We start from the raw sequence: 12,067 nt of genomic DNA, 5'->3' as shown, positions 1-12,067 counted from the left end.
GGTCAGCGGCGTCCCGTCCCCGCCAGGCCGTGCAGCCGCAGCGCGAGCTGGATCTCCAGGACACGGGACGGTGTCTGCCAGTCCTCGCCCAGCAGCCGGCCCACCCGTTCCAGCCGCTGGGCGACGGTGTTCACGTGGACGTGGAGCACGTCCTTGGTGCGGGCCGGGCTCATCGCGGCGGCGAAGTAGGCGTCCAGGGTCCGCAGCAGATCGGTGCCGCGCCGTGCGTCGTACGCGACGAGGGGGCCGATGGTGCGCTCCACGAAGCCGCCGATGTCCCGGTCTCCCGCGAGCAGCAGTCCGAGGAAGCCGAAGTCCTCGGCCGCCGCGCCGTCCCCTCCCCGGCCGAGCAGGTGCAGCGCGTCCAGGCAGCGGCGGCCCTCGGCGTAGGCGGCGGCCACCTGGTCGGGGTGGGCGGCCAGGCCGGTGACGGGGGCGGAGGCTCCGACGGTGACCGGCTGGCGGACCGCGGTGCCGAGTTCGCGGGCGGTGCGCCGGGCCAGTTCCGTGGCGGTGTCGCCGGGGCCGAGGGGGAGCAGCAGGACGGTGCCGCCGTCGCGGGTGGCGGCCAGGCCGTGCCGGGTGGTGGCGAGGTGGGAGGCGGCGGCCCACAGGCGGCGCCGGGCGGCCGCCTCCTCGTCGGCGTCGGCCGAGGGCGCGTCGAGGCGGGTGGCGAGGACGGCGTGGGTGGCGTCCAGGTCGGCGTCGAGCCTGGCGGCGCGCTCCCGGAGCAGGCGCGGGTCGCGGTCGCGGGCGTCGAGGAGGTCGTCCAGGAGTTCGCCGCGCACGCGCCGCTCGGCCTCGGCGGCGGAACGGCGGGCCAGCAGGAGCAGGGAGGTGACCATCGCGGCCCGCTCCAGGGTGCGCTGGTCGACCGGGTCGAGGTCGGGGTGTCCGTGCAGGACGAGTGAGCCGAACACCTCCTCCCCCGCCGCCACGGCCGCGATCCAGTCGGGTCCGTGCCGCACGGCGTGTCCCTCGGCGCGGGACGCCTCCAGCGCCTCTGCGGGTGTGGTGCCGGTCTCGGTGAACTCGACCGCCCCGTCCAGGACTTCGGCGACGGCCGCGGCCACGTCGTGGACTCCCCCGCCGCGCAGGACGAGTTCGGCGAGCCGGTCGTGCACCTCCGAGGCGCGCTCGATGACGGCGCTGCGGTCCTGGATGACCTCGTTGGCGCGCTCGAGGCCGGCGAGGGCCGCCTGGGTTCTGGTGAGGAGGTTGGTGGTGTCGATGGCGGCCGCGGCGAGGGCCGCGAAGGAGCCGAGCAGGGCGATCTGTTCGCGTTCGAAGACCCGGGCGCGCCGGTCGGCGGCGAAGAGGACGCCGATGACCTGCGGGCCGAGCGTCAGCGGGACCCCGACGATGGCGAACAGGCCCTCGTCGCGCACCGCGACGTCGATGGTGTCGGTGTGCTGGAAGCGGGCGTCCTGGAAGTAGTCGTCGGTGACGTAGGGCCGGGCGGTCTGGGCGACGAGTCCGCCGAGCCCCTCTCCCATGCCGAGCCGGAGCTGCTGGAAGCGGGCGGAGACGGAGCCCTCGGTGACCAGCATGTAGGTGTCGCCGCGCTCCGGGTCGTTGAGGCTGAGGTAGGCGATGTCGGTGGCGAGGAGGGAGCGGGCGCGCTGCACGATGGCCCGCAGGACCGCGTCCACGTCCCGGAGCCCGGCGAGGTCGTGGGCGGTCTCGAAGAGGGCGGACAGCTCCGCCTCCCGGCGGCGGCGCCCCTCCAGTTCCGCCCGGACGCGCAGCGCGAGGAACTTGGCGTGTTCCAGCGCGGCGACACGGTCGGCGGACTCTCCCTCGGCGCGGGCGACGAGGACGGGACGTTCGTACGCCTCCGGGGAGGCGTCGCGGGCGAGCAGTTCGAGGTAGGGGGCCTCCGCACAGGCGACGGCCCCCGCCGCGGCGGTCCCGGTGGCGGGGCGCGCGGCCGACTGGAGTTGATCGGGAGACATGGCCACAGGATCGCTCATCGTGGGCTCGGGCGGTCAGCCCTGTGGACAACTTCCGCGAGGGCCGTTCGGCAGCGGTTCAGTGGGCCGTCCAGCCGCCGTCCAGCACCAGTGAGGTGCCGGTGACGAAGGACGCCTGCGGGCCGCACAGATAGGCGACGGCCTCCGCGACCTCCTCGGGTTCGATCAGCCGGCGCAGCGCGCTGTCCTTGAGCAGGACCTCGGAGAGGACCTGCTCCTCGGGGATGCCGTGCGCCTCGGCCTGGTCGGCGATCTGCTTCTCCACCAGCGGGGTGCGCACATAGGCGGGGTTCACACAGTTCGACGTCACACCATGGGGGGCGCCCTCCAGCGCGGCCGTCTTGGACAGCCCCTCCAGCCCGTGTTTGGCGGCCACATAGGCCGACTTGAAGGCAGAGGCGCGCAGCCCATGGACGGAGGACACGTTGACGATGCGCCCCCAGCTCTGCGCGTACATGTGGGGCAACGCCCCGCGGATGAGCCGGAACGGCGCCTCCAGCATCACCGTCAGCACGGTGTGGAAGACGTCGGGCGGGAACTCCTCCAGCGGCCGCACCAGTTGCAGCCCGGCGTTGTTGACCAGCACGTCGGTCCCGGCGGCGGCCCGCTCGGCCGCGTCGAGGTCGGTGAGATCCAGCAGCTGGGGCACGACCCGGCCGGCGAGTCCCTCGGCCCGGCCGGCCAGCTCGTCCAGCCCCGCCGCGTCCAGGTCGAGCGCGCGCACCTCCGCCCCGGCCGCGGCGAGCCGGAGCGCGCACGCGCTGCCGATGCCGCCGGCGGCCCCGGTGACGAGGGCGACCCGGCCGGCGAGGTCCAGGACGGAAGGGGTACGGGGCTGGGGGCTGGACGAGATCATGTCCCGACCCTAGTGACGCGCTCCCGGCTCACCACATAGGGCGAGAACCCATACTTCAGCCAAGAGTCATGGGGTCGAACCATGTGGGTGTCTCGGACAGCGCCTGCTTGATCCGGAACAGCGAGAAATCGTTCAGCTCCGGCAGCGCGTCCACCGCGAACCAGCCCACGTCCAGCGACTCGTCGTCGTTGACCCGCGCCTCGCCGCCCACGGCCCGGCAGCGGAAGGTGATGTCCATGTACTGGCACTCGTCGCCGTTGCCGTAGGTGATCGGCTGGAGGGCCTGCACCAGGACGACCCGCTCGGGGACGCAGTGCACGGCCGTCTCCTCGAAGACCTCGCGCACCGCGCACGCGGCGGGCTGCTCGCCCGGCTCCGGGATGCCGCCGATCACCGACCACTTGCGGGTGTCGGTGCGGCGGCCCAGCAGCACCCGCCCCTCGTCGTCGAAGACGATCGCGGTGACACCGGGCAGCCAGAGCAACTGGGTGCCCGCCGTGGCCCGGAGCGCGGTGATGAATTCAGGTGTAGCCATGGCCCCGACCCTAAACGGCCGGCCACCGGCCGGCCGCCACGACCAGGCGCGTCCGGCCGGTCGTGCGGCTAGGGCCGCCGGCCGCGTGCCGCCGCCGTGCCCGCCCAGACCAGACCGCCCGCCGCTACCAGCAGCAGCGCCAACTCGGGCAGGATGCCGAGCCGGGTCGCGGGCGTCTCGGAGGTGCGCAGCGGCACCTTCATGTCGATGTGGGCGGGGACGAACATCCCGGTGTGCCGCGCGACCCGCCCGTCCGGCATGATCACCGCGCTGACACCGCTGGTCACCGGCACGGTCACGGTGCGGCTGTGCTCGACGGCGCGGACGCGGGACATGGCGAGCTGCTGGTAGGTCATCTCGCTGCGGTCGAAGGTGGCGTTGTTGCTCGGCACGGAGATCATCTGGGCGCCGTGGGTGACGGTGTCCCGCACGGCCCAGTCGAACGCGGCCTCGTAGCAGGTGGCGAGGCCGACCTTGACGCGGCCGAAGTCGAAGACGCCCGGCTTGTCGCCCCGGCTGAAATCCTGGCGGACCATGCTGGTCCACTCGCCGTTGATCGCGCCGATGAGCGAGCGCATCGGGAGGTACTCGCCGAAGGGCTGCACCTGGCGCTTGTCGTAGGTCTGGAGCGGTCCCTTGACCGGGTCCCAGAGGATCTGCTCGTTCAGGAGCCGCCCGTCCCGCTCGACGACCGAGCCGACCGAGACGGGCGCGCCGATCGCCTCGGCGGCGCCCTGGATGACGGCGGCCGCGTCGGGGGCGGCGAAGGGGTCGATGTCGGAGGAGTTCTCCGGCCAGAGCACGAAGTCGGGGCGCGGCGCCTTGCCCGCCGCGACCTGGGCGGCGAGGCGGCGGGTCTCCCGCGCGTGGTAGTCGAGCACGGCGCGCCGCTGGGCGTTGAACTCCAGCCCCGCGCGCGGCACGTTGCCCTGGATCACCGCCACGGTCGCGGTCCCCGCCTCGGCCTTGTCGCTGACCAGCGCACGCGCGCCGACGGCGCCGAGCACCGGCACCGCTACGCTGAGCAGCGCGACGGCGGCGGCGGACCGCCGTACCTCGCCGTCGCGGCGGCGCAGGGCCAGCCGGACGATCTCGAAGAGGCCGAAGCCGCACAGGACGACGCCGAAGCCGAGCACCGGGGTGCCGCCCAGCGCGGCGAGCGGCAGGAAGACGCCGTCCGCCTGGCCGAAGGCGACCTTGCCCCAGGGGAAGCCGCCGAACGGCATCCGCGCGCGCACCGCTTCTCCGGCCGTCCACAGCGCCGCCGCCCACAGGGGCCGGCCGGGCAGCCGGGACACGGCGGCGATCCCGGCGCCGACCAGGGCGACGTAGACCGCCTCGATGAGGACCAGCGCGATCCAGGGGCCGGGGCCGACCTCCACGCCGGTCCACACCAGGAGGGGCAGCAGGAAGCCGAGGCCGAAGAGGTAGCCGAGCCCGAGCGCCGTCTTCCAGGTCCGGCCGCGCAGTGCCCAGGCGAAGCCGGCGAAGGCGGGCAGCGCCAGCCACCACAGGGTGCGGGGCGGGAAGCTGACGTAGAGGAGCACGCCGCTCAGCGCGGACACGAGGGCCGGGACCAGGCGGATCAGGCGGGCGCGCGCGCCCTTGGCCGGAGGCTGCTGGAGCCGGTCCGGCCGGTCCACGGAAGTTGCGGTGACGGTCACCCTGGGGAGTCTACGGCGGTCCGCACAGCCCCTGACATGCCGGTCATCACGGCATTCCCGCGCAACTCGTCCACAAATCGGCCCGCAGCCGTTAGCGTGATCCGAGCCTCGGCGGTGCGGCCGGTCCCGGCCGGATGCCGTCGTGAGGTGCGGCCACAGGTCGGGGGACCGGGTGCGAGGGGCTACGGGTGGCGTCGACGGGGATGGAGTGCGCGTCCGGGGCGGACGCGGACCGTGCGGGACGGAACGTGTCCGACGGTGCGGGGATGATCCTGCTCGGGCTGTGCGCGGCGTGGTCGCTGATGTCGGCGGCGGCGCACGACGGGCGGCCGGAGGGGATGCTGCTGGCGGTGCTCGCCACCGCGGCGGGCTGCGCGGCGGGACGGATGTCGGGGGCGCTGTTGCCGGTGGCCGCGCCGTGCGCCGGGGCGGCGGCCGCGCTGGTGCTGGCCGTGACGATGCGCGGCCCGCTGCCGGGCCCGGCCTACGCGGCTCCGCTCGGGCAGGCCGGTGCCGTAGCCGCGCTGCTGGTGCTGGCCACCGGGGCGCTGTGCTGTGCCGCCTGGTCGACGCCGGTGCCGGCGATGCGGCCGCTGTTGTTGCTGGCGGCGGCCGCGATGGTGCCGGCCGGGGCGGTGTGGGGCTCGCCTGCCGGCTGCGCGGCCGGGGGCGCGGTACTGCTGTGCTCGGTGGCCGCCGGTTCGACGCCGTACCGGGGTGCGGGGCTCGCCGGACTGGCGGTCGTGGCCGGGGTGGCGGTGGGCGCGGTGTGGGGGCTGGCGTCGGGGGTGCTGCCGGGTGGGTGCGCCGCGGAGTTCACGGAGCGGATCGGGCCGTACCGGGTGGGGCTGTGGGGCCGGGCGGTGCGGCTGGCCCGTGAGGCGCCGGTGTGGGGTGTGGGGCCGGGGCGCTTCGGGACGCCGGGCGATCCGGCCGGACGGCCGCATTCGGCACCGCTGCAGTTGCTGGCCGAGCAGGGGATCGTGGGGGCGCTGCTGTCGGCGGGGGTGTTCGGATGGGTGCTGTACGCGCTGTGGCGGGCGACTCGGCCGACGCCGGTGGTGCTGACGGCGGGGGCGGCGCTCACGGCGCTGGCGGTGATCGCGTCGGTGGGTGACGCCCTGAGCTTCACCACGGTGACGGCGGGTGCGGGACTGCTGGCCGGGTGGGCCACGGCGCGCCCGTGGGGCGAGGAGGAGCGGGTGCCCCGCGTGGAGCCGCTGACCCGGCGGGAGACGGTGGGCTGAGCGGGGTCAGTGCGCGTTGTCCGGGGTGATGGCGAGGAGCCGGGCCCGGATGACGCGGACGGCCGACTCGGCGTTGTCCACGGTGATGGTGAAGGTGTGGCCGTCCCACAGGCTCAGCACGATGCCCTCGCCCCGGCGGACGACCACGGCCGTGCCCTTGTCGGGACGCCAGCGGTAGCCCCAGCCGCCCCAGTGGCGGGGGGTGACGTGTGGGATGTACTCGGCGTCGACGACCTGGGAGAGCGGGATGCGGCGGCGCGGGAGACCCACGTGGCCGCAGCGGACCTCCAGGGCGTCCCGGTCCAGCTTGAGGTCGACGTGCACGAAGGCGAGCGTGCCGAACAGGACGAGCAGCCCGACCGCGATGCAGCCCACGACCGACATGACCAGGGCGATGATCCCGGAGGTCCACGCGGACTGCACGGCCAGCTCGATGCCGAGCGCCATGCAGGCGGCACCGGCCAGCGCCAGTACCCACTGCACGCGGTTGGTGGCGCGTCCGGTCCAGACGTCGGGATGCGGGGCGTCCTCGGCGTCGCGGTGCTCCCTCATGTCTATGAGGTTACCCAGGTTCCGCCGTGGTGGTATCCGGTCACGGAGAGGTACTGCTCCGGGCGGGCGGACCGCCCGGCACCCGCGCCCGGTGTCACATACGGTCGGCGAGCGGACCGGCCGCGGGCAGCAGCCGTCCCTCGGCGTAGTGCAGCGCGGCCGGGGGCAGCGCACCGCCCTCGCGGCCGCTGAGCAGCACGGTGAGGGAGCCCACGGCGGGTGCGTCGGGGGCGGGCGCCTCGCCGATGCGGCGCAGCGCCTGGGTCGCGACGGCCCCGGCGGAACCGTGCAGGACGAGCGGGGCGGCGCCCGGCTGCTGGACGGCGGCGCGGATGCGTTCGGCGACGAGTTCGTAATGGGTGCAGCCGAGGACGACCGTCGTGACGTCGGGCGGGGTGAGTTCCGCGGCGGCGGCGACGGCCGCGGTGATGGCCTGTTCGTCGGCGTGTTCGACGGCCTCGGCCAGGCCCCAGCAGGGCACCTCGGTGACCTGGACGCCGTGCGCGAAGTCCGCGATGAGATTGCGCTGGTAGGGGCTGCCGGTGGTGGCGGGAGTCGCCCAGATCGCCACGTGTCCGCCGCCGGCCGAGGCGGGCTTGATCGCGGGTACGGTGCCGATCACCGGGATGCCGGGTTCGCACAGGGCGCGCAGCGCGGGCAGCGCGTGCACGGAGGCGGTGTTGCAGCCGACGATGAGGGCGTCCGGCCGGCGGGCGGCGGCGGCCTCGGCGACGGCCACGGCACGCCGGGTCAGGTCGTCGGGAGTACGCGGCCCCCAGGGCATGCCGTCGGGGTCCAGGGAGAGCACGAGATCCGCGTCGGGCCGAAGGCGGCGGACCGCCGCGGTGGCTGCGAGGAGGCCGATTCCGGAGTCCATGAGCGCGATCTTCACCCGGCCACGATAGTCGATGACCGCCGGTGGGCCGTTCCGGTGGGGCAGACTGCGGCCGTGAGCGCCATCGTGTGGACCGCCGCCGTATCCCTCGCCGTCTGGTGCTGGCTGCTGCTGGGCCAGGGCTTCTTCTGGCGCACCGATGTACGGCTCCCGCCGCGCCGTGAACCTGGGACGTGGCCGTCGGTCTGCGTGGTGGTCCCGGCCCGCGACGAGGCGGCCGTGCTGCCCGCGAGCCTGCCCTCGCTGCTCGTCCAGGACTATCCGGGCCCGGCGGAGGTCTTCCTGGTGGACGACGGCAGCCGCGACGGCACCGGTGAGCTGGCCCGTGAGCTGTCCGCGCGGCACGGCGGGCTGCCGCTCACGGTGGACTCGCCCGGCGAGCCGCCCCCGGGCTGGACGGGCAAGCTGTGGGCGGTCCGGCACGGGATCGCGCTGGCACGCGCGCGGGACCCGGAGTTCCTGCTGCTGACGGACGCGGACATCGCGCACGCCCCGGACAGCCTGCGCTCCCTGGTCGCGGCGGCCCGTACGGGCGGATTCGACCTCGTCTCCCAGATGGCCCGGCTGCGCGCGGAGAGCCCCTGGGAGCGGCTGGTGGTCCCGGCCTTCGTCTACTTCTTCGCCCAGCTCTACCCCTTCCGCCGGATCGGCCGCCGGGGCGCCCGTACGACGGCGGCGGCCGGGGGCTGTGTGCTGCTGCGGGCGGACATGGCCGAGCGGGCGCGGATCCCGGACGCCGTCCGGCACGCGGTCATCGACGACGTGGCCCTCGCGCGCGCGGTGCGGGCGAGGGGCGGCCATCTGTGGCTGGGCCTGGCGGACCGGGTGGACAGCGTGCGCCCGTATCCGGGTCTGGGCGAGCTGTGGCGCATGGTCTCGCGCAGCGCGTACGCCCAGCTCAGGCACAGTCCGGCGCTGCTGCTGGGCACCGTGGCGGGGCTGGCGCTGGTGTATCTGGTGCCGCCCGCGGCGGTGGTGGCGGGCGCGGCCCTGGGGGACGCGCCGGCGAGCGCGCTCGGCGCGGTGGCCTGGGCGGTGATGGCGGCGACGTATGTACCGATGCTGCGCTACTACCGGCAGCCGCTGTGGCTCGCTCCCCTGTTGCCGTTCACGGCGTTCCTCTATCTGCTGATGACGCTGGACTCGGCGTTCCAGCACTACCGGGGCCGGGGCGCCGCCTGGAAGGGCCGTACCTACACGCGGCCCGACGCCGTGCCGGACGAGGGCTGAGGCACGGCTCACTTGCGGCCGGGCGTCCAGTTCATGCCCCAGCCGTAGGCCCGGTCGACGGTGCGCTGCGGGCTGACCCCGCGCTCCGGGACCAGGTAGCGCGCCTCGCGCCGGACGACGAGGTCGCCGCCCGCGTCGGTGATCAGCGCGAGCGCGCACACCGTGGAGGGGACCGTGCACTCGTCCAGCGAGAAGTCGATCGGGGCGCCGTGCTGCGGCCGGAGGGTGACGGTGGCGTGCAGGTCGGCGAAGGAGCTCGCGCCCTCGTAGATGGTGACGAAGACCAGGACCTGTCTCAGCTGCGCCTTGTGGTCGAGGCTGATGGTGAGGTTCTCGCCGTCCGCCGCCGCCCCGGTCCGGTCGTCGCCGTCGAGATGGATGTACGGCGGCCGTTCCAGCGCGCCGTAGGCGTTGCCGAGTGCCTGTACGACGCCCTTGCGGCCGTCACTGAGTTCGTACAGGGCGCACAGGTCGAGGTCCAGGTCACCGGGTCCGGGGCCCCGGCGGCGGCCGGTGAGGTGCTTGCGGCTCTGCCAGTTGAGGTTGACGCGCATGACGCCGGAGGTGCCGCCCTGCTTGGCCAGGGACACCGAGGGGGCCGACTTGGTGAGCGTGACCTTGGAAGGCCGGGCGGGGGGCGGTGCCGGGTGCCGGGGTACGTCGACGGTGATGCCGAAGTCCGTCGCCAGGCCCTCGAGCCCGCTGTCGTAGCCCTGGCCCACGGCCCGGAACTTCCAGGCGCCCTGGCGGCGGTAGAACTCGCCGAGCACGAAGGCGGTCTCCACGGTGGCGCCGGTGCTGTCGAAGCGGGCCGCGGTGTCTCCCGTGGCGGGGTCCAGGATCTGGACGGAGAGGCCGGGGACCTGGCCGAAGGCACCGCCGTCGGCCGAGGCCGCGAGGACGATCCGCTCGATGCCGGCCTCGACGCGCGTGAGGTCGACGAGCAGGGTGTCGGTGACCTGCGACCCGTTGGCCTTCTTGCCCTCATGGCGGACCGCGCCGGAGGGGTGGCCGGGCTGGTTGTAGAAGACGAAGTCGTCGTCCCCGCGGACCCTGCCGGCCGCCAGGAGCAGTGCCGAGGCGTCCACGTCGGGAATGCCCGGCCCCGCCCGGCGGGTCACCTCGACGCGGAGCGCGGCGACGGGCACCGGTGTGTTCGACCCCTTGGGCATTGTCATGTCCGCCCCCATCTATACAACGTCCGACGCTCCGTCAACCGCCGGTAACCGGACAGGAACTCGCCTTTTACACGATCCAGACGTCGAATGGAGTCCATTTTTGGCAAGTTCGCTCGGATTAGCGATCCCAGATCGCCGCCGACACGGAAAACAACCCTCTTATCGGTCTCCCCAACCAGCACATCGTGGGCTTAACTTATGTGCCATGACCTCCCCCCGCTCCACCTATGGCGGCGGCTACTACTCCGCCTCCTTCCCGGACACCCCGATCTACGACTCGCTCGTGGCCGAGCGGGGCACCCCGCAGATCGCCCCGATCAGGGTCCCGGCCGCCTATGACACCGGTGTCGGCATGCAGTCCTCCCCGGGCATGCCCTCCCACGGCGGCAACCTCCCGGCACTCCCCTCCGCTCTTCCCGCGCTGCCCGCGGCCCCCTCACCGCAGCCCGCCTACGGCTACCCGCAGGCGCAGCAGATGCAGCCGACGCCCACGGCGTACATCCCTCAGCAGGCCGGCGCCCCGCGCGGCTACCCCGGCGCGCAGCCCCAGCCGCCGCGCCCGGCGCCCTCGGGCTACGAGGCGATGCGCCCGGCGGCTCCCCGGCCGCCGCAGCAGCCGTACCAGGAGCCGTACAACAACCAGCAGTACCGCGGCTACTGAGCCCGTTCGGGTCTTCGTAGCAGCCACCCGGCTCCGGGAACGCGACTCCGCGATCGATCGATGTCCACCGTGACCAGCGGTGGTGCCGGTTCGACGACGGGGGGAAGGTCGTCACCCCGCCCGAGCCGCCCCGTCCCCCGTGTGCCGTCGCCGAGCCGCAGCCCGGCGGCGGCATTCGTTTGTCCACCCCCGCTCGTCCTCCCTGACGGTGTCCGTACCCCGTCACACCGGGAACATGCCGGTCGCTTTTCCCACCGCCTGGACCGGTACGCGTCCACATCCGGCACCCCGTCACCACTGGTCGGCTGTTCGGACGGGGGAACCGGGAACTCCCGCCGCACCCGGGTCGTTGGGCGGACATGAGAACTCCGTGAGAGAAACCGCCGGGACGTGATGTCCTTCTCCCGTGCCCTCTTCGCCGGTCCGGGGGGTGAGCGGGGCCGGCACGGGGCAGGACAGGGGGCGTCGGAGCGAAGGGGGCGGGGGACGTGCGGACCATCAGCGGGGTGTGGCGCTGGCGCGGCAATCCGCTGCGCCGCCCGACCGATGTGGCGGAGGCATGGGTGTGCCTCCTGGCGTTGCTGCTGACGCTCGTGGCGATGCCCGTCGCCGGCACGGTCACCGGGTTCGCCGCGCAGGACTCGCTGCGGCGCTCGGTGCGCGAGCAGCGGCACACCCGTCATCTCGTCACGGCCAAAGTACTGCGCACCCTCGCGCAGGCCCCGCCCGAGGCCGATCCCGACGCGGGAGCGGCCCGTACCTCCCGCAGCCGGGTCCTGGCCGGGTGGACCGCGCCGGACGGCACCCGTCGCCGGGGCGCGGTGCTGGCGGACGTCAAGTCCCCCCACGCGGGTGAGCACTTCAGGCTGTGGACGGACCCGACCGGGCGAATAACGACCCGTCCGCTGGACTCCGCCACCGCGCGTGCGCACGCGGTGCTGGCCGGTTTCGGCGCCGCCGTGGTCGCGGCCGGGCTCATCGAGAGTGTGCGGCGCCTCGTGCTCTGGCGCATGTTCCGCCGCCGGTACGCGAGCTGGGATCGCGCCTGGGACCGGGCGGGCCCGGACTGGGGCAAGGCCGGTACGGGCAGCAGCTAGGACCTTTCTTCCGGATCGGGCAGGCCGGGGCCGGGGGGCGCCCCACGGCCCGAACCGGTCCGGGCTCCGGGGCCGGGGTTCCGGCTCTGGTCGGTCCGCCACCCGCGCGCACGCTACGGTGGACCGGCCGACTCGCTTTCGGCATCGACCCGCGCGCGAGCGAGCCGAAGGCCGCGCCG

11 protein-coding genes are annotated in these 12,067 nt (G+C 74.3%); 4 read left to right on the top strand and 7 right to left on the bottom strand.

Annotated features, from left to right (window positions below):
• Positions 1 to 2 precede the first annotated feature (2 nt).
• The 4 genes from EV284_RS18855 to lnt all read right to left on the bottom strand — a co-directional run bounded on the left by EV284_RS18855 (position 3) and on the right by lnt (position 5,028).
• Positions 3 to 1,955 (bottom strand): GAF domain-containing protein, encoded by a 1,953-nt coding sequence (locus EV284_RS18855; protein ID WP_130335617.1) that lies wholly within the window; start codon positions 1,953 to 1,955, stop codon positions 3 to 5.
• 76 nt (positions 1,956 to 2,031) lie between these two features.
• Positions 2,032 to 2,829: a 3-hydroxybutyrate dehydrogenase gene (locus EV284_RS18850; RefSeq protein ID WP_130335615.1), complete on the bottom strand. Its 798-nt coding sequence runs from the start codon at positions 2,827 to 2,829 to the stop codon at positions 2,032 to 2,034.
• 55 nt (positions 2,830 to 2,884) lie between these two features.
• Entirely contained in the window at positions 2,885 to 3,364 is a 480-nt protein-coding gene (locus tag EV284_RS18845) for an NUDIX domain-containing protein (RefSeq protein WP_130335613.1), read from the bottom strand.
• 68 nt (positions 3,365 to 3,432) lie between these two features.
• Entirely contained in the window at positions 3,433 to 5,028 is a 1,596-nt protein-coding gene (gene lnt / locus EV284_RS18840) for an apolipoprotein N-acyltransferase (protein WP_130335611.1), read from the bottom strand.
• A gap of 248 nt (positions 5,029 to 5,276) precedes the next feature.
• On the opposite strand from lnt, the gene EV284_RS18835 reads away from it, so the two are divergent.
• Positions 5,277 to 6,275, top strand: a complete 999-nt coding sequence (locus EV284_RS18835) for an O-antigen ligase family protein (protein ID WP_347402196.1) — start codon at positions 5,277 to 5,279, stop codon at positions 6,273 to 6,275.
• A 6-nt stretch (positions 6,276 to 6,281) separates the two neighbouring features.
• Here EV284_RS18835 and EV284_RS18830 read toward each other — a convergent pair whose 3' ends face one another.
• Together EV284_RS18830 and EV284_RS18825 are read right to left on the bottom strand one after the other, a co-directional pair.
• A complete protein-coding gene (locus tag EV284_RS18830; protein ID WP_130335609.1) occupies positions 6,282 to 6,827 on the bottom strand; it encodes a hypothetical protein in 546 nt (181 codons plus the stop codon).
• 94 nt (positions 6,828 to 6,921) lie between these two features.
• Positions 6,922 to 7,719 (bottom strand): aspartate/glutamate racemase family protein, encoded by a 798-nt coding sequence (locus tag EV284_RS18825; protein WP_165425578.1) that lies wholly within the window; start codon positions 7,717 to 7,719, stop codon positions 6,922 to 6,924.
• A 57-nt stretch (positions 7,720 to 7,776) separates the two neighbouring features.
• On the opposite strand from EV284_RS18825, the gene EV284_RS18820 reads away from it, so the two are divergent.
• Positions 7,777 to 8,952 (top strand): glycosyltransferase, encoded by a 1,176-nt coding sequence (locus EV284_RS18820; protein WP_130335607.1) that lies wholly within the window; start codon positions 7,777 to 7,779, stop codon positions 8,950 to 8,952.
• Between the two features lie 8 nt (positions 8,953 to 8,960).
• On the opposite strand, the gene EV284_RS18815 is transcribed toward EV284_RS18820, so the two are convergent.
• Positions 8,961 to 10,130 (bottom strand): TerD family protein, encoded by a 1,170-nt coding sequence (locus EV284_RS18815; protein WP_207229069.1) that lies wholly within the window; start codon positions 10,128 to 10,130, stop codon positions 8,961 to 8,963.
• 205 nt (positions 10,131 to 10,335) lie between these two features.
• Here EV284_RS18815 and EV284_RS18810 point away from each other — a divergent pair, with 205 nt between their 5' ends.
• Entirely contained in the window at positions 10,336 to 10,791 is a 456-nt protein-coding gene (locus EV284_RS18810; RefSeq protein WP_130335603.1) for a DUF6643 family protein, read from the top strand.
• A gap of 488 nt (positions 10,792 to 11,279) precedes the next feature.
• Positions 11,280 to 11,888, top strand: a complete 609-nt coding sequence (locus EV284_RS18805; protein WP_130335601.1) for a hypothetical protein — start codon at positions 11,280 to 11,282, stop codon at positions 11,886 to 11,888.
• Positions 11,889 to 12,067 lie beyond the last annotated feature (179 nt).

It is taken from the genome of Streptomyces sp. BK022 (genome assembly GCF_004217355.1).
Taxonomy (GTDB): domain Bacteria; phylum Actinomycetota; class Actinomycetes; order Streptomycetales; family Streptomycetaceae; genus Streptomyces; species Streptomyces griseoluteus.
Note: the sequence above shows the minus strand (reverse complement) of the source record. Positions and strands in the feature narration are given on the sequence as shown.